The organism is Geobacillus thermopakistaniensis (genome assembly GCF_000498995.1).
Classification (GTDB): Bacteria; Bacillota; Bacilli; order Bacillales; family Anoxybacillaceae; genus Geobacillus; species Geobacillus thermoleovorans.
The window spans coordinates 39,470-56,603 of record NZ_AYSF01000056.1; the positions used below are offsets into that span (position 1 = coordinate 39,470).

The 17,134-nt window shown below is 50.4% G+C and carries 16 protein-coding genes and 2 pseudogenes; 4 read left to right on the forward strand and 14 right to left on the reverse strand.

The window, feature by feature from the left end:
- Positions 1 to 19: 19 nt before the first annotated feature.
- The 7 genes and pseudogenes from T260_RS127730 to T260_RS127700 form a co-directional block, all read right to left on the reverse strand.
- Positions 20 to 832, reverse strand: a complete 813-nt coding sequence (locus tag T260_RS127730; RefSeq protein WP_023634108.1) for a GNAT family N-acetyltransferase — start codon at positions 830 to 832, stop codon at positions 20 to 22.
- On the reverse strand, positions 807 to 1,976 hold the full coding sequence (locus T260_RS127725) for a M20 peptidase aminoacylase family protein (protein ID WP_023634109.1): 1,170 nt from the start codon (positions 1,974 to 1,976) through the stop codon (positions 807 to 809). Before T260_RS127725 ends, T260_RS127730 begins: the two co-directional genes overlap by 26 nt.
- Positions 1,977 to 2,091: 115 nt before the next feature.
- Positions 2,092 to 2,238: pseudogene (locus tag T260_RS1000000140290) on the reverse strand (threonine/serine exporter family protein); the annotation flags it as partial.
- Between the two features lie 10 nt (positions 2,239 to 2,248).
- Positions 2,249 to 2,395: pseudogene (locus tag T260_RS127720) on the reverse strand (MerR family DNA-binding transcriptional regulator); the annotation flags it as partial.
- A 364-nt stretch (positions 2,396 to 2,759) separates the two neighbouring features.
- Complete coding sequence (locus tag T260_RS127710; RefSeq protein ID WP_011230985.1) at positions 2,760 to 3,548, reverse strand: ABC transporter permease; 789 nt, start codon at positions 3,546 to 3,548, stop codon at positions 2,760 to 2,762.
- 2 nt (positions 3,549 to 3,550) lie between these two features.
- Complete coding sequence (locus T260_RS127705; protein ID WP_023634112.1) at positions 3,551 to 4,324, reverse strand: ABC transporter permease; 774 nt, start codon at positions 4,322 to 4,324, stop codon at positions 3,551 to 3,553.
- Positions 4,321 to 5,292 carry an ABC transporter ATP-binding protein gene (locus T260_RS127700; protein ID WP_011230983.1) on the reverse strand — a complete coding sequence of 324 codons (972 nt, stop codon included), beginning with the start codon at positions 5,290 to 5,292 and terminating at the stop codon, positions 4,321 to 4,323. The genes T260_RS127705 and T260_RS127700 overlap by 4 nt, the downstream gene beginning before the upstream one ends.
- A 161-nt stretch (positions 5,293 to 5,453) precedes the next feature.
- Between T260_RS127700 and T260_RS127695 the strand changes: the two genes are divergently transcribed.
- On the forward strand, positions 5,454 to 5,882 hold the full coding sequence (locus T260_RS127695) for a hypothetical protein (RefSeq protein ID WP_011230982.1): 429 nt from the start codon (positions 5,454 to 5,456) through the stop codon (positions 5,880 to 5,882).
- A gap of 376 nt (positions 5,883 to 6,258) precedes the next feature.
- Here T260_RS127695 and T260_RS127690 read toward each other — a convergent pair whose 3' ends face one another.
- Complete coding sequence (locus T260_RS127690; RefSeq protein ID WP_031212863.1) at positions 6,259 to 8,247, reverse strand: acetoacetate--CoA ligase; 1,989 nt, start codon at positions 8,245 to 8,247, stop codon at positions 6,259 to 6,261.
- A 237-nt stretch (positions 8,248 to 8,484) separates the two neighbouring features.
- Between T260_RS127690 and T260_RS127685 the strand changes: the two genes are divergently transcribed.
- The 3 genes from T260_RS127685 to T260_RS127675 are packed head-to-tail and all read left to right on the forward strand — an operon-like array spanning position 8,485 to position 10,829.
- A complete protein-coding gene (locus T260_RS127685; RefSeq protein ID WP_011230980.1) occupies positions 8,485 to 8,739 on the forward strand; it encodes a FeoA family protein in 255 nt (84 codons plus the stop codon).
- Positions 8,732 to 9,466: a FeoB small GTPase domain-containing protein gene (locus T260_RS127680; protein WP_011230979.1), complete on the forward strand. Its 735-nt coding sequence runs from the start codon at positions 8,732 to 8,734 to the stop codon at positions 9,464 to 9,466. Before T260_RS127685 ends, T260_RS127680 begins: the two co-directional genes overlap by 8 nt.
- A complete protein-coding gene (locus tag T260_RS127675) occupies positions 9,435 to 10,829 on the forward strand; it encodes a nucleoside recognition domain-containing protein (RefSeq protein ID WP_011230978.1) in 1,395 nt (464 codons plus the stop codon). Before T260_RS127680 ends, T260_RS127675 begins: the two co-directional genes overlap by 32 nt.
- 400 nt (positions 10,830 to 11,229) lie before the next feature.
- On the opposite strand, the gene T260_RS127670 is transcribed toward T260_RS127675, so the two are convergent.
- The 6 genes from T260_RS127670 to T260_RS127645 all read right to left on the reverse strand — a co-directional run bounded on the left by T260_RS127670 (position 11,230) and on the right by T260_RS127645 (position 17,130).
- Complete coding sequence (locus T260_RS127670; protein ID WP_023634114.1) at positions 11,230 to 11,970, reverse strand: LytR/AlgR family response regulator transcription factor; 741 nt, start codon at positions 11,968 to 11,970, stop codon at positions 11,230 to 11,232.
- 26 nt (positions 11,971 to 11,996) lie between these two features.
- A complete protein-coding gene (locus T260_RS127665; RefSeq protein WP_011230975.1) occupies positions 11,997 to 12,329 on the reverse strand; it encodes an STAS domain-containing protein in 333 nt (110 codons plus the stop codon).
- Between the two features lie 19 nt (positions 12,330 to 12,348).
- Entirely contained in the window at positions 12,349 to 14,373 is a 2,025-nt protein-coding gene (locus T260_RS127660; protein ID WP_023634115.1) for a FapA family protein, read from the reverse strand.
- A 23-nt stretch (positions 14,374 to 14,396) separates the two neighbouring features.
- The gene (locus T260_RS127655) at positions 14,397 to 15,119 is read right to left on the reverse strand and encodes a PP2C family protein-serine/threonine phosphatase (RefSeq protein WP_236620442.1); all 723 of its coding nucleotides are present in this window, start codon (positions 15,117 to 15,119) and stop codon (positions 14,397 to 14,399) included.
- Between the two features lie 86 nt (positions 15,120 to 15,205).
- Entirely contained in the window at positions 15,206 to 15,523 is a 318-nt protein-coding gene (locus tag T260_RS127650; RefSeq protein WP_011230973.1) for an STAS domain-containing protein, read from the reverse strand.
- A 32-nt stretch (positions 15,524 to 15,555) separates the two neighbouring features.
- Positions 15,556 to 17,130, reverse strand: a complete 1,575-nt coding sequence (locus T260_RS127645; protein WP_023634117.1) for a HAMP domain-containing protein — start codon at positions 17,128 to 17,130, stop codon at positions 15,556 to 15,558.
- Between the last annotated feature and the right edge of the window lie 4 nt (positions 17,131 to 17,134).

Here is a 17,134-nt window from a genome sequence, read left to right on the forward strand (position 1 = left end):
CTTCCCCTTTCTGCGGCAGTCATTCGTTTCTCCTCACCCATATGTAGTGCATCGCCGGCTCCCCGGAACGGCGCCAAGCGCCGGCGGCAATCCAGCCTTCCGTGAGCAACCGCTGAAACAGAGCGCGCGTCGCCAGCCGCCACTCAAGCGCCAGCGCGAGATCCCGCTCTTTCAGCTGCGGAAAGTCAAGCGGAACAGCAGCCAACAACAGCGGTGCTGCTGTTTCATCGATGTCTCTCAGCAAGGGCCGCAACAGACCGTCAGCCCTTTGACCTGCCTCGAGCACCGTCAGACTTCTGGCCTTGAGAAGATCAGCTTTAGCCAAGCTCCGCTCCCCGGTCGGACGCTCATCAAGCCGCCATTCGACAATGAAGCGGTCGGACGGCAGTTGACCGTTCAACGCGTCATTCATTTCGCCGTAGCAGTTTTCCACATACTCGACGCCAAGGGCCCCAAGCTTCGCCAAGTTCAAATAGCCGTTTCGACTTTGCAACGGGTCATACGTCCAGCGGATGACTCGATAACCGCGCCGCCGCGCTTCTTCCGCCTGTTTCATTTTCAAGCGATAGCCGAGGCCACGATCACGAAACGATTCAGCAATCCCCATCATATGGGAACAAAGATACAATTCCCCATTTCGAAACCCAGGAAAGCTGTAGACAAAGCCGACAAGCTTCCCGTCCGCATACGCCCCGATGATAATGCCCCCGTTTTTCGCCACCGTCAGCGTTTGATGGAGCGGAACCGGCGCCGTTTTCCAAATCTCCTCCTCAAGCCTGGCCATCTCTTTCAACTGTTCGATCGTCTCAATGATTTGCAGCGACAGAGGCACGCTCGTTCTCCCCCTGCGGCGCAAACGTCGCAAACGTGTTCATCACAACCCGCGCCAAAATTTCCACGCCGGAAAGCAAATCATCGCGCCGGAACGTCATGTTCGGGTGATGGAGCCCTGGACGCAAGTCGCAGCCCAATCCGAGCATCGTTGTTTTCAGCTCCGGTTTTTTAAAGGAATAAAAATGGAAATCCTCTCCTCCCGACGTCACGACCGGCGGAACGCATTTTTCCGTCCCCAAAGTCGTGATAATCGCCTCCTCCATCAGCCGCACAGCATCTGGATCAGGATCAGCGGCGACGATGCGCGTCCGCTCAACAAGCTCAATATCAGCTCCGTAAATCGCAGCGACCCCATTGATCACATGGCGCAGCCCCTCGACGAGCCGCTCCATCGCCTCGTTCGTTTGCGCCCGCAAATCAAGGGCAAATTCCGCGTAGTCCGGGATCGTGTTCGCATCTTTTTCACCGGCGTGAAACTTCGTCATTTTGATCGACGCTGGCACTTGTGGGTCGATATGAATTTTGCCGAGCTCCTGCACGATGGCGCTGCCGACTTCAATGACGTTGACGCCTAAATGCGGCCGCGCGGCATGCGCCGCCACGCCGCGAATCCGCCCCTCGATGCATTGCGCCGCTCCGTGAATGATCGCTGGAGACGCATAACCGCCTTTTACCTCTTGAATTGGGCGCAAATGAACGCCGTACAAAAACGTTAGGCCATCAGCCGCTCCTTTTTCGATCATCTTCAGCGCCCCCGTGCCTTTTTCCTCAGCCGGCTGGAACAAAAACCGCAGCGTCCCCGGCGGCTCATAGCCGATGCGGCGAAGCAGTTTCGCCACCCCGAGCACGATCGTCATGTGGGCATCATGCCCGCACGCATGGTTCGGCTGCCAAACGCCGTTCACTTCTTGCCAAAGGGCGTCCATATCGCTGCGCACCCCAACCGTAAACGGCCCGGCGCCGATTTCCGCCACCACACCCGGGCAATCGGCAAACGTCCGCACCTGATACCCTTCGCGCTCCAACTCTCGGCGGAGAAATTCGGTCGTTTGCCACTCTTCCCAACTGATTTCTGGATGACGATGAAGGTGATCGAAAATCTCCCATAGCTCCGCTTTCATCTGCTGAACAATTTCTTTCATCCCGCTCTCCCCCGCTGTTTAAAATCAATAGAAAAAACATGGTTATATTCATTATAATATTCAAGCAAACAAATACAACGATAGGCAAATGATTGGAAAAAACAACTACACGCAGTTAAGGGCGGCGCTTGACCAGTTGGTTGACGACCTCAGAAAAAATGAGCCCCATCGCAATCGCCCCAGAAATCATGAACGCTTTTGCCGCTAGTGAAATGGCCGCATTGTAATCGTTCATGACAACATGGCGCATCGCATCAAACGCTTTTTCGGCTGAGTTTTGCCCGCTCCTTTTTCGTATACAGCCGCTGCCCTGACTCGGTCCGGATTGGGGAGAGCAATCCGCGTTCTTCATAATAGCGGATCGTCCGTGTGCTCACATCAAACTCTTGCGCCAAATCGGAAATGGTGAAATAGTGCATGGCCATCCCTTTTCTAGAATCAATATTCTGAATTTTATTTTAATTGACGTTTACGTAAAAGTCAACGAATATGAAAGCAAAGAAACAGTCATCCTCCCCCTTCTCCGTGTCCATTCTCTCCGCCATCCAACCATCAATATGGAAAAAATGGATCTGGGAGCCGTCGGCGAAAGGAGACATCCTAAGCCAATGCAAAGAAAGAGACAGTCGACCGAACGCACAGGTCATCAGCACTGAAACGCTTTTCCATTATTCATGGCGGCCAGAAGCGAATCGGACGGCATGGGTCGATATACGCGCCGCTGATTCCCTGGCGAAATCACCATGACAAAAGAAAAAAGCCCCTGTCTAAGGAGCCGTTTCCTCACCCGCCCGCCCCGGTGTAAAAGCGCAAGGCAAACCGCCAAAAGCGACGGGCCAGCCATAAAAAGAGAATGGCCGCAGCCAAAGCCGCCAGCGCTGTCGGGATGCGCCATTTTCCAAGCAGCGCCAAAGCCGGCGTATTGGTGATCAACACCGCCGGCAAGATGTAGGTAATCACCAACCGCACCGCCCCGCGGTACATGCTGCCGGGAAAGCGGGCCGTATCAAAAAACGAATCGAAAATAAACGACAAGTCATCGATGCGCACGACCCAAAACGAGGTCGTCATCAACATCATCCATAGCGAATAAATGAGCAAAAGAGAAGCGGCCATCACGATCAGAAACATGCATACGTCGGCCGCCGATGGCACGTAGCGTTCAACATACAAGCCGAAGCCGATGACGCCGATGCCAAGCGCCACATCGATAAGCCGCCAAAAGACAAGGTGGCGGAAGCTGACGTAAAACATGCTGTCGACCGGTTTCGTCAAAATATAATCGAGCGTGCCGCGCCTGACATGCTCAAGCAGCCTTGGCATGTTCGGGCGGAGCGCAAAATCGATGAATCCGCGCAGCGTATTAAAGACGCCGAGCAGCACAAGCACTTCCCCATACGTCCAGCCGCCTAAGCGATCCGTCTGGTAAAAAAAGATATGGACGGTCAACAGAGCGATTGCGATGCCAAAAAAGCTGGCGATAAAATTGCCGAAAAATTCGCTCCGGTATTCCATTTCCTCGACCAAACAAGCGCGGAAAAACTCGCGGAACACCCGCCCGTATCGCCGCATGTTCATCCACCTACCGCCTGATTTTTTCTCATCCCCGCTTTCCACAGCCATTGCAAAGCACCAATCAGCGCCATCATCCACCCGGCGGCGATCGCAAAGCCGCGCGCCAACTCTCCTCCATCCGCCGCCCCGGTGGCGATTTCGATCGGAAAACTGATCATATAGCGAAACGGCAGCCACTCGCTCCATTCGCGAAGCTGCGGCGGAAGCAGCCCAAGCGGCGCGATCCGTCCTGACAAAAACAACGAAATGACGTCGATCACGCCGTACACAGCCGCCACTTTCGTCATCCAAAACGCAAGCAACCCGCACGAGTAACTAAGCAAAAAACGAAGCGCCGCACCCAATACAACCGCCATCAAAAACAACATGATTTGACTTGCCGTCATGTGAGGACGAAGCGCCGGCCAAAATGTCGCTGCCACTACCCAGACAGGCACTAAAATGACGGCAAACAGCCATTTATAAATGATGTTTTCCGCGATCGCCCAATGGATCGGGTGAAGCGGCCTAAGCAGCAAATTCGAAAACGTCCCTTCGCGAATTTCACGGTCCAGCTCCCATACATCCCACGCGCTCGTCATTCGTTCGACAAAAATGACGGCCATAAAATAAAAGACAAACGAATCGCTCTCTTCCGGATGAATGTTCATCCAGACAAACATCGTGATCAGCGGCTGCGTGATCGCACCCGTCATCCAGACGAACGTCGCCAAACGATACGCGAGCATTTCGATGTATTTCATCCGCAACAAAGCGATATATTTGCGAATCATACACGCTCCTCCTGAAACGCGCGCGTAATCACTTCCTCAAGCGGCGGGTCTTCAATATTGATGTCGCGGACATCAAACCGCTCTAATAACCGCGCTGCTGTCCCCGCCGCCTTCTCGCGCGCCACCCGCAATACGACTGTTCCTTCTTCGATTTCCGCCACTTCGCCATACTCTCCCCAATCCATGTCCGGAACCCGTGAAAACCGGACTTCCAATCGCTTGTACGGCGCCAGCTTCTCCGTCAGCACTGACAGTTCCCCGTCGTAAATCAATCGCCCGTAGTTGATGATCATCACCCGGTCGCAAAGCGCTGCAACATCACCCATGTAATGCGATGTCAACAAAATCGTCGTCTCGTGCTCCCGATTGTAGTCAACGATAAAGCGACGCACGTTTTCTTGCGTATGAACGTCAAGCCCGATCGTCGGCTCATCCAAAAACAACACTTGCGGCCGATGCAAAAGCGCCGCCGCCAGCTCGCAGCGCATCCGCTGCCCGAGCGACAGACTGCGCGTCGGCTTGTCCAACAGCGGCGCCAAGTCGAGCAGTTCCGTCAATTCCTCGAGCGTCTGGCGGAAAGCCCGATCGTCGATGTCATAAATGGCTTTATTGACCAAAAACGTCTCCATCGGCGGGATGTCCCAAATGAGCTGGCTTTTTTGCCCCATCACCAAGCTCATCATTTTTTTAAACTCCGGCTTTTGCTCAAACGGCACAAACCCGCCGACCGTGATCTCTCCTGATGTCGGATGCAAGAGGCCAGCAAGCATTTTCATCGTCGTCGTTTTCCCCGCCCCGTTTGGACCTAAAAAGCCGACAATCTCCCCTTTTTCAATCGTAAACGAAACGTCCTTCACCGCCTCAATGACGCGGTAGTCGCGCCGCCATAAACTGCGCGCCGCCTCAAGCCATCCCGCTTCGCGGCGATGGACGCGGAACGATTTATGCAAATGGCTGACACGGATCACCATGTTCATCCTCCAGTATGTGCATACTACTGACATTCTTTTGTTATATCACATTCGAAGGACGCGCCGCAAAGAAAAACGTTTCGTCATCTTTCTTCTATCATCTCTTTCTTTCGTCATGTATAATAGAAGGAGAATCGAACCAGAAAGGGGATTGTCGAATGGGAGCGATCTCAAATGAAATGATTTGGCAAGCCATTAAAGAACTTGCCGAGCAGCTGCAACAAACGAACGGACAAGTGCAGCAACTGGGCCAACAGGTGCAACAAACAAACGAGCAAGTGCAGCAACTGGGCCAACAGGTGCAACAAACAAATGAGCAAGTGCAGCAACTGGGCCAACAAGTCCAACACCTTAACAGCCAAGTGCAGCAGCTGAACCACCAAGTACAGCAAACTCATGAGCAAGTCGACCAGCTCGCCAAACAAGTGCAGCAAACGAATGAACAACTCAACCAATTAAGCCAGCAAGTGGCCGACATGGACAAACGGATCACCGATGTCGCCAACGGCCAAAACATTTTAGTTGAAGAGCTGTTCGAAAACAAAAAGGAGATCAAGCGGGTCAAAACGGCGCTCAATATGTACTAGACGTCAGTCCGCTCCATTTCGTTGATCTCTTCGACGTTTAACGCTTGTTCCATATCCTGTGTGAACATAGCCATCATCAAACAACATCCCCCTGCTTACGTCATACTAAAACTCCGAATCATCGTCGCCGCAAATGAAGCCCGGAAGGTTCTCCTAAACAGATCTTCCGGACTTTCTCATCATGAAAACGGACACCGTCTCGTCTCATCGCCCCAACATCTCTTTCACCGTCGTCCGCTCCTCAATCACCGATGGATTTCCAAACTGGCCTAGTCCGCTTGCTTTCTTCCATGCCCCCGACTCCTCTATTTATAATTCACTAATACATAGAAAGGTTGTTATTAAGCGTCGTCACTTAATAACAACCTTTCGCATTTCAGCTTATCTGCGTCTTCGCCGCCAGCGTCTTCGCCAGCTCGAGGAAAAAGTCGAGCGCCTCTGGATTGGCCATTGAGCCCGGGTTGACTGCCTTTTCGAGCGGGAAGCCTAAGAGCAGTTTCCGGATCGGAATCTCCATTTTCTTTCCATTTAGCGTTTTCGGAATTTGCTTCACCTCGTAAATTTCATCTGGAACAAAGCGCGGCGAGACGTGTTGCCGAATCGATTGGCGGATGCGTTCTTTCAGCTCGTCATCGAGCACTGCGCCCGGCTTGAGGACGACAAACAGCGGCATAAACGATTGCTTGCCCATCATTTCCAAATCGACAATGAGGCTTTCGAACACCCCGTCGACCGCTTCGACCGCACGGTAAATTTCGCTCGTGCCCATGCGGACGCCGGCGCGGTTGATCGTCGAGTCGGAGCGTCCGTAAATGACGCATCCCCCTTGTTCGTCAATTTTAATCCAGTCGCCGTGCTTCCAGACGCCCGGGTACGTGTCAAAATAGCTGTTCCGATACCGTTCGCCGTCTGGATCGTTCCAGAAAAAGAGCGGCATCGACGGCATTGGTTTTGTAATCACAAGTTCACCGACTTCATTCACAAGCGGCTGGCCGTTTTCGTCAAACGCCTGCACATCCGCGCCCAACGCGCGGCACGAGAGGATGCCGGCGCGCACCGGCAAAATCGGCGAACCGACGACAAACGCGGTGCACACATCCGTTCCGCCGCTGCATGATGCCAGGCAAATGTCATCCTTGACGTTTTCATACACCCAGGCGAACCCTTCGACCGTCAGCGGCGAACCGGTCGAGAGCACGGCCTCGAGCTTTGACAAGTCATATTGCTCTTTTGGCTTCAGGCCGCGCTTCATGCAGATGTTGATAAACGCCGCGCTTGTGCCGAAATGGGTGATGCCTGCCTTCTCGGCGAGCTCCCATAAAACGTTGCCATCCGGATACGTCGGGCTGCCGTCATAGAGCACGATGGTCGACCCGGCCAGCAGTCCGCCGACGAGAAAGTTCCACATCATCCATCCAGTCGTCGTAAACCAGAAAAACGTGCTGTCTTTCGTCAAGTTTTCTGAAATAGTCAATGCTTTCAAATGTTCAAGCAAAATGCCGCCATGCCCTTGGACGATCGGCTTCGGCAAACCGGTCGTTCCCGAAGAATACAAAATCCAAAGCGGATGGTCAAACGGAACGTCTTCATAGACGAGCTCCGCCTTGTCCGCCACGACATCATCCCACAGCACGACGCCCTCATCCGGTGCTTCCATCTGCCCGCGCCAATACGGAAGCAGCACCGTCTTTTTCAATGACGGCAATTTGGCGCGCAATTCGGATACGACCGGCATTTTGTCAAATTCTTTGCCGTTGTATTGGCAGCCGTCGACGGCAAACAAGACAGTCGGCTCGATTTGCGCGAACCGGTCAATGACGCTGCCAGCGCCAAAATCCGGCGAGCAGCTTGACCAAATGGCGCCGATCGAGGCGCACGCCAAAAACGCCATCACCGTCTCGGGGATATTCGGCATATAAGCGACGACGCGGTCGCCGCGCTTCACTCCCATCGCTCGCAATGCTTTGGCGATCGCCGCCGTTTTTTCGCCGAGCTCCTGCCATGACACTTCCCGGTACGGCACGCGTTCCGAGCGGAAAATGATGGCCGGGCGGTCGGCGCGCGCATGCCGGAAAATATGTTTCGCATAGTTGAGCGCAGCGCCTGGAAACCACTCCGCCCCTGGCATCTTCCGCTCCCGCAGCACACACTCATACGGCGTTGCCGCCTGAACACCACAATATTCCCAAACCGTTTCCCAAAATTCTTCAAGATGCTCAACTGACCATGTCCATAGTTCGCGGTACGAGTTAAATGACAACTCCTTTTTCTCTTTCAGCCAGTCCATATACCGTCGAATGTTCGATTGCCGAATTTGCTCCTCCGTCGGCTGCCAAAGAATCGTCCCTTCCGTAATCGTTTTCATTTCATCGTGCGTCAATGGACGCCGTCACCGCCTTTCTGCCGATAGTTTGTTCAGACTATTCATATGATAACATGATTTCCTATTGTTTTGAATAGTCGCCAGTTCGACAACTCTGTCAGAAAAAGATGAAACAAATTTGTTGACAACAGCGAGGCAACTGGAATATGATAAACACAAAAGTTGGTCTAAGCAAAAAAAATGTCTTTTATAAAAAATATTAACCGGAGGGAAACTTTTATGGCACAAGGAAAACGTTGCCGCCTCTCCGATATGAAACCGGGCGATCGATTTCGCATCGAAAAGGTTGATGTTCCTGATCCTATGTTAAAAAGGCGGTTGCTTGATTTGGGATTTGTACCCGGCGGGGAAGTGAAGGTTGGACAAAGAAGCCCGCTTGGCGACCCGACCGCCTATCGCGTTTGTGGAACGACGATCGCATTAAGGAAAGAAGAAAGTGACTATATTTACGGGGAGAAGATCAGCCATGACTGATATGACGTATACGATTGCCTTAATGGGAAATCCGAACACCGGCAAAAGCACGTTGTTCAACGTCTTAACGGGCCTGCGCCAACATACCGGCAACTGGCCCGGGAAAACGGTCACTCATGCGGAAGGAGAATGCCGCCACCGCGGCACGTTGTACCGGATCGTCGACTTGCCGGGAACGTATTCGCTCTATTCCAATTCAGCCGATGAAGAGGTGGCGCGCGATTTTCTCCTGTTTCAACGTCCTGACGTCACGGTCGTTGTGGTCGACGCTACGGCATTAGAACGCAACTTGAATCTAGCGCTTCAAGTATTGGAAATGACCGACCGCGTCATTATCGCTATCAATTTGATGGATGAAGCGAAAAAGAAAGGCATTCATATCAATACAAAAAAATTAGCCGTCAAACTCGGCGTGCCGGTCGTGCCGATCTCGGCCCGCAACCGGGAAGGAATCGATGCACTGCTTGATACAGTGGATGCCATGGCGCATGGCCGCATCAACACCAACCCGCTTTCCATCCGGTACAGCCCGGAAATCGAACGAGGCATTGCCAAACTTCTTCCACTCGTGAAAGACGTGATGGGAGACACGTATCCTGCTCGCTGGATCGCTCTTCGTCTCCTTGACGGCGATACATCGCTGCTTCAAGCGCTGAAACAACCGCCGCAACCATTGATCAAGGAGGGGAACGCGTATGCCTGTTGCGGATCCATCAAATCGATTTGACCGCTTAATGACAGAAGCGAAATCATTGGCGCCGGACAATGTGCGCGAGCAAATCGTTGCCGCCATCTTTCAAACATCGGCCGAGCTTTATCGAGAATGTGTCAATCATACGAAGAGCGTGAAACGTGATCGAACGGAACAGATTGACCGGATCGTCACGTCGAAGCGGTGGGGATTTCCAATTATGCTGGCGCTTCTCGCCGCTGTCCTTTACATGACGATCGCCGGCGCCAACGTATTTTCCGATTCGCTCGCCCGCTTGTTCGGAACGATCGAAACGTATCTCACCATGGCCTTTCAAGCGATTCACGCCCCCGACTGGTTGCACGGCCTCATTGTACTTGGCCTATACCGCGGCACGGCTTGGGTCGTCAGCGTGATGCTGCCGCCGATGGCGATTTTCTTTCCCGTATTCGCTTTGCTCGAAAATTATGGCTACTTGCCGCGTGTCGCCTTTAACATGGATCGCTTGTTTAAAAAAGCGGGGGCGCATGGCAAACAATCACTGACGATGGCCATGGGCTTCGGCTGCAACGCGGCGGCCATCATGTCGACGCGCATTATCGAATCACCGCGCGAACGAATGCTGGCCATTTTGACCAACAACTTCGTCCCCTGCAATGGACGTTGGCCAACGCTGATCCTGCTTTCCTCCTTATTTATGGCAGCCGGCTATACAGGCGGATGGAAAACGTTCGTTACGGCGGGTGTGGTCGTCGCCATGGTGTTGTTTGGCATCGTCGTCACGTTGACCGTTTCATGGGTCTTATCCAAGACGGCCTTGCGCGGCATTCCGACCCATTACACTCTGGAGCTGCCGCCGTACCGACGCCCGAAAATCATGGAGACGATCATCCGGGCCACCCTCGACAAATCACTCTATGTGCTGAAACGGGCGGTAACGGTTGCGGCGCCGGCCGGCATTCTGACATGGGTGCTCGGCAACGTTCACGTGGGAGATACGACCGTGCTGGCGTATTTAGCCGACTGGCTTGACCCATTTGCCAAAGCATTGGGATTGGATGGCTACATTTTGATGGCGTTCATTTTAGGCTTGCCAGCCAATGAAATTGTCGTGCCGATTTTGCTGATGGGCTATTTATCCGCGGGGGCGCTCACTGAAGTCGATGGCCTGCATTCTCTAAAACAAATTTTGCTTGACCACGGCTGGACGTGGCTCACCGCCCTCAATATGATGCTGTTTTCCCTGCTTCACTACCCATGCGGCACGACGCTCGTCAACATTTACAAAGAAACGAAAAGCGCGAAATGGACGTTCGTCGCCTTTGCCTTGCCGACAGCGATTGCCATTGCGGTCACCTTTACGACCGCACAGCTGGCGAGATGGTTGGGGCTTATTTGATCTCTTCTCGAGACTGGCTTAACAGGCTGTCCCGCTCCGAACTTTCTCCTCTCACCTTCTGTTTCAAGAGGAGAGGCTTCTCAGTAAGTAGTGCCGACAATAAAGAAGGATGTCCCGCTTTTTTTGAGGACATCCTTCATGTTTGGCATCGATGTTCCTTGCTAACACCTGCGGATCATATAGAGCCTTCTTGACAAGCCTTCGAACCTTCCGGCCATAAAACGTATAATTGTTGCGCTCCCCCTTTGCTTGATAAAGACCTGGTCGGCGTGGACGCTCAACTTTTTTCGAGGTGTTTCCATCCGATGGGCAAACAACGATTCCTATGCTGATTGTAGGTTGCCCAGCGCTGTCTTTCAGCAATTCCGTGCTGCTCTCTGCTTCCTGCTGAAAAACTCACCTAATTATTCATATCGAAAATTCTTCTCTGCACTTCATGAAATTTCAGTTTCGAAATATATGCGACTTTCTCACTATCGAAAAAATGAGCCAAATACGTTTCGCCAACTTGGGTAATTTTTATTATTTTTTTTAAATTGATAATATAAGAGCGGTGAGTCTTAAAAAAACAATTGTCCAGCTCCCTTTCAATTTCGTTCAGCGTCTCCGTTGTTTCATATTGCTCATTTGCCGTGTGAATGACCGTTTTTCTGCTTTCCTTTTCCACGAATAAAATATCTTCCATCGGCAGCAAAACAATAGAGTTTTTCGATCGGATTCCAAGCCTTTTGCTCGGCTGTTTCGCTTTTACAGCGGCGCATTGCTTGGCCATTTCAATCAATTTGCGGGCCTTTTCCAACGCATAAAAGAGACGCGTTCGCTCAATCGGTTTCACGATATAATCCGTAGCGGACACTTCAAAAGCCTCTACGGCAAATTCATCGTATCCAGTAATAAAAATCACCTGGAGGGCAGGCAAAAGCTGCCTGCATATCTTGACCGCCTCCATGCCATCGAGCCCAGGCATATTGATATCGACCAATACAATATCCGGCTGTTCTTGGAGCACAAGCTGCAAAAACTCCTCTCCGCTTGTCGCCTCAGCCACAACGTTGTAATTGGGGAATAAGTGGATAAAATGCCGCAAAATCGTTCTTGAAGACGCATCATCATCAGCAATCACGATTTTTAAATCATTCATTGCTTCCTTCCCTTCTTTCTATCCTCCTATTCCAACTGATCCCCTCGCGATTGACAGAACATCGGCACTCCTAAAATTTCCTCTAACTGAACAATGCGAAATACTTCATTTACTTCCGGTTGTATTCCGAAAATCATCACTTGTTTTCCGTCCTCCTTTAAGGCATCAATGAAATGAACGAGCAGCCCGATCCCCGTCGAATCAACAAAAGGGACAGCTGACAAATCGAAAGAAACCGTATGGAAACACCTGATTTCTTGAAACATCGCTTCCATTGCCTCTGTTGCCTCAATATCTAAGTCCCCTTTAAAATAAACATCTACATTCTGCCCATTTTTCGCCAACTCATATAAAAACATTGTATCCCCCTCAACTTTTTTAATCGAAAATCATTTGTCCGTTTTCGTCTAACGCCGCTTCAATTTGGCGATGTTCTTTTTGGAACGTGTAAGCTGTTTTACCGATTTGAACTATTGTCCCCTCTTTCACCACACCAAATCTCACTGTTTGGCCCTCAGGCACGGCAATGTGTGTAACGACCCCGGAATCCGAACCAGCCTCTTGAATAGACGCCCCTTTTCGGGCGTAGGCGCGGCCGCCGCGCATAACCCCTTTTACGTTTAGAAAACCGCCGGAATGAATCGTACAGTTATAGCATCCTTGGCCAAAAACGGTTATATCGCCGCTGCAGTAGATCGTGCTATTCAACGCGTAGGCCATCTCGATATAACTGCTTTCGCCATTGACATCCGTGTATTGTTTCATTGTTGTCTTTATGTCCTCAAGCAGCTTGGCGAGCTGTTCAAGGGAATGGAGCTCGTTCGGGATGCTCGAGAAAAAACAGCGTTGAAACCGCTCAGCTAAATCGAACCAAACCGGATGAAACTGCTGGCGGTCGCCCCTTTTGGTCACCTCAATATACTTGTGCCCTACTGCAACTAAAGGGCGGAATTTATAATCCATTAAAAGCTTGATTAATGGGAACAGTCCGTTCTGTTTCCAATCTGTCCTTTTAAACGCCGGAGAACTGACTAGCTGCTTTATAGAGGAAATCATTTTTTCAATATATCCTTCGATTGTGATTAACAAATGCGCGAGCTCGGAAGTCAGTATATGGCCTGTTCCCGCCGAGATGACGCTTCCAATGACATTTCGTCTGATAAAGACAGCTTGTTTTGACGTAATCGTCGCTCGAGTGACATTTTGAAATATCGTAATATTGCCCTCCGCCTCGACGCTCATCCCGTCTTCGACGTTGCCGGTAATGTCGACGTCGCCATGAAACCGAATATTGCCCGAACCTAAATCGACGTCGCCTTGATGAGTAAGCTTGTCCACTATAAATATATGCACATCTAGCCCTTGTTGCCGAAATACGGGCCGCCCGTTGGCCAACGCCACAATTTTCGTTCCATTTTCAATCGCCGTTACTCCTTTTCCTAAATAGACAGCCACCGGGTAGACAGGTTTAGGCGGAATCGGCTCATTCGTCACCGTCACGCCCGGAACGCCCGGGACCGGGGGATGAACGATCGCGATGACTTGCCCCGGATGAACGGAAGGAATATTGTTTACTTCGCGGAAATCAACAGTGCCGTCTTCCCGCAGTTTCGGCCCCGCCTGTTTACTGTCCAAATTGACCGTTAACTCCACCCAACCGTTTTTTCCTTGCTGCGGTTTCACTCCTCTAGCAATGACGAAATCACCCGGTTTTGTCGTTTTGGCCGCTTCAGCCATCGCGATAAAATCAAGCCCTTGGACAATATTCAACGATTTTAGTTTTTGCAAAACCGGTTTGTACTCGAGAGTGTTTTGCACTTCAATGTGCTGTTCGGCTTTTAACTCAATATGGTAATCAGGGTCGATATCTTTTATTTGAAAGCGTTTTTTCACCCCCGGCTCTATGCGCAAGATGGCGTGCAGCTTGTCTTCATCAACGATGATATCCCATTTTGTCTCGACCGTTTCCTCCGCCGTTTGTATTTCTAATTGGTCGCCTTCCGTGATGACCGTCGTCCCCGTCACTGGCTCGCCATTTTTTAAAAGCAGAACGCCTTGCCCCACGGTAATGGTCGGATAGCATAGCGGCGATGGACGATAAAAAATTTGCCCTCCTCGTACCCATGCTTTTCCGCTCAAATGATCCTCAGTTACTTTGGACCGCGCTCCGCCCACACTGGCCGAATCGGATTTTTCTTCTTCAGCAACGCTAGACGGCTCAACCTGCCTTTCTACTTTCGTCAGCTTTACAATTGCTGGTTTGAAACCGATGCGCCAAATTCCTTTTGTTTCCCGTTGGATAATTTCGATCTGCACCTCTTCACGTTTGCTTTGCAAAATCGCTAGGCCAACGTGAATCGCCTCATCGATGTTTTTTCCTTTCGAAATGATCGTTTGCCCCATCGCCGCCCCCCCTTGCCAAAAGTTTATGTTTCTTGATGAATTTTTACTATCACCATGGTCATATCATCTTTTTGCATAGCGCCTTCCGTAAAGGTGTAAATATCCTCTATCACACGCTGCCCCGCCTGATGCGCTGGACAGCTGGCGTATTTTAATAATGCGCGGATAAGACGATCACGCTGAAATTGCTCCTTTTTCCGGTTTTCCGCCTCGATAATGCCATCAGTATAAAACAACACGACATCGTCCGTTTCAAGAGCGATCTCTTTTTCTTCATACACATATTCAGGGAACGCGCCAACCATGATCCCCAACGTCTTAGGAAGTTCAACGACTTTCCTTTCTTTGCTTTTCAACAGCAAAGGCATCATATGGCCGGCGCTCGCATATGTCAGAACGTTCGTATGCGGGTCCCAATCAGCACAAACTAGTGTGACAAACGATTTCAAGGAGCGCAAATCTTGACAGAGAGCTTTGTTCATCGCCGTCAGCGTCTGACTTGGGCTTTTACTGCTTTCTGAGGCGCTGCGAAACGCTCCGCGCGTCAAAATCATTAACATTGCCGCGGGAATCCCTTTTCCCATCACATCGCCAATCACGATACGGACTTTTCCGTTGCCGAGCGGGTAAAAATCATAGTAGTCTCCGCCAATCAACCTAGCTGGAATGGAAAGGCCCTTCACTTCTGCACCTTTTACATCAGGAACCGAGCCATTCAACAATTTCGTTTGAATATTTTTCGCCAACTGAATTTCTCGCTCCAGCCATTTCTCCATATCCGGTTTATTGGCGAGCGGCCGACCGTATAGATAGATGTTCTCACTGAAATACATCAAACCGCCCTCCCGGCAATCGTCTCCAACATCGTCAATAAACCGACCGTTTCTAAAATCTCGTGTATTGGCCCACTCATCCCTTTTAGTTCGATTGAAAATGAATGTTCGATGGAATGATAAATGATTTCCATGATCGCTCCAACCCCTGTAGAGTCAATAAATTCCAATCCAGAAAGATCAATAGTCAACCCCTTGATGCCTATAAGCTTTTGTATATAACCTTCCAATATATGGGCGGTCGATATATCAAGTATTCCCCTGATTTCCAAATTGGCTGCCTCATCATCGAAGTGCAACCCGATCTGTAACCCCATAGCAGCTGTTTTTCACTCCTATCTAAACAAAATTAAAGGATAAAACGGCTCATCTGTTGAAGCAGCGCATTAGAGATGTATGAAAGCTCTTTTGACTGACCATGAAGCTCTTTCAGTAAATCAGACAATTGGATCGTCATCTCTGTGACTACCGCCGTTCGGTCATTGGCGATCACTCTCATTTGCTCAACCTTCTCCAAAACAGTCATCACCTTTTGATCCCCCGGAAATGCTTTTAATACATTTGCCATTTCGTCTAAAAATGCATGGATTTCATTCAGCCATTCTCTCGATTGAAGCGTTGTTCCCACGGCCAACTCATACATTTTCTCGACCGACCGCGAAGCCTCTGCTTCAAGCACGACGGATGAACGCTGAGTTTTGACCGCCTGCTCCTTTACGTCTGTGACGAGCACATTCAGCTTTTGAACCATTTGATTCACATCGTTTGAAAGTTCTTCTAACTCGCTGCCATCCTTCACATGGCTTTTTACCGTCAAATCCCCAGCCGCCAACTGTTGCATTTGCCGTTTCAGTTTTTGAATGTTTTCATAAATGCGGTTAAAAAATGGAATCGTCACTACAAACAGCGACAGCAAAGACAATAAGCTTGAAGCGATTAAAATAATCGAATAGTTATAGAATGGCGCAGTCATTTTTTGATAGTCCAACACTAAATAAAGAATGCGATGATCGCTGATCGGCAGAAAAACTTTATACAGTTTTTCGCTGTTGACTTCTTGGACAGACAGTTTTTTTGCCGGATTGTCTACCAACTCTTTCATCATATCAATATCTTGTTTTGTATGGTACTTAAACTCGCCGTATTCTATTTTCTTCACCGGCGGATAAAAGTTTGTTTCCAAAGCAGGGTTTTTAAATACCGCCGCATTTAATACGGAAATATCCTTGATATAGGAGCTTCTTCGCTTGATTTGTTCGATCAACTGATCCGGACCCGCCTGCTTGGTGAACTGGTATACGTCCCCCGCTTGAATAAACGGGTTAATAATATAATCCGATCCGGGCGGATGATAGTAGGCGTACTTAAAAAAGCGCGGCTTGTCCTTATGGGAGCCGGATTGGACAATTGGGAGCACGAAGATGTTTTGGCTCGCATACCCTTCCTCCCCGGCAACCCGCGGCATTCCCCCTTTTAAGAGGGTGTCCGCGTATGCATACACGGTTTTTCCGTAACTTTTGGTGCTGAATCCAATATCTTTTGGATCCGTCGACTTCGTCGCTACAATATCGTCGCCCTTTCGTTCAAAAATCGTCAGCCCGGCCAGTTGAAACCTCTCTTTCATCTCTTCCAACTGCTCATAGCGAATATGTCGGGCTTCCGGCGTACGGAGAAGATCGCCGATATGCCGTGCGACCGCTACCATTTGCAAGTCAATTTGGTGCTCGATCATTTTCGACGCCAGCTCTGTTTCCTCGATCCCTTGCTCGACGCCGCGAGCTATGAGCAACGACTTTTCATAAATATCGGCTTCGATTTGCCGATTCATAAAATAAACTTGCAACATACCAAACAGGCACGCAATGACGATAAGCAAAGAAAATACTTGCACTAAAAACCGCTTTCTTAACGTTATTCGCCTCATCCAT

Coding starts and splice junctions, on each gene's coding strand:
- T260_RS127725 (WP_023634109.1), bottom strand. CDS start 1,976: ATGAAAGAAATTGTTCAGCAGATGAAAGCGGAGCTATGGGAGATTTTC.
- T260_RS127710 (WP_011230985.1), bottom strand. CDS start 3,548: ATGCGGCGATACGGGCGGGTGTTCCGCGAGTTTTTCCGCGCTTGTTTG.
- T260_RS127705 (WP_023634112.1), bottom strand. CDS start 4,324: ATGATTCGCAAATATATCGCTTTGTTGCGGATGAAATACATCGAAATG.
- T260_RS127695 (WP_011230982.1), top strand. CDS start 5,454: ATGGGAGCGATCTCAAATGAAATGATTTGGCAAGCCATTAAAGAACTT.
- T260_RS127690 (WP_031212863.1), bottom strand. CDS start 8,247: ATGAAAACGATTACGGAAGGGACGATTCTTTGGCAGCCGACGGAGGAG.
- T260_RS127685 (WP_011230980.1), top strand. CDS start 8,485: ATGGCACAAGGAAAACGTTGCCGCCTCTCCGATATGAAACCGGGCGAT.
- T260_RS127680 (WP_011230979.1), top strand. CDS start 8,732: ATGACTGATATGACGTATACGATTGCCTTAATGGGAAATCCGAACACC.
- T260_RS127675 (WP_011230978.1), top strand. CDS start 9,435: ATGCCTGTTGCGGATCCATCAAATCGATTTGACCGCTTAATGACAGAA.
- T260_RS127670 (WP_023634114.1), bottom strand. CDS start 11,970: ATGAATGATTTAAAAATCGTGATTGCTGATGATGATGCGTCTTCAAGA.
- T260_RS127665 (WP_011230975.1), bottom strand. CDS start 12,329: ATGTTTTTATATGAGTTGGCGAAAAATGGGCAGAATGTAGATGTTTAT.
- T260_RS127660 (WP_023634115.1), bottom strand. CDS start 14,373: ATGGGGCAAACGATCATTTCGAAAGGAAAAAACATCGATGAGGCGATT.
- T260_RS127650 (WP_011230973.1), bottom strand. CDS start 15,523: ATGGGGTTACAGATCGGGTTGCACTTCGATGATGAGGCAGCCAATTTG.
- T260_RS127645 (WP_023634117.1), bottom strand. CDS start 17,130: ATGAGGCGAATAACGTTAAGAAAGCGGTTTTTAGTGCAAGTATTTTCT.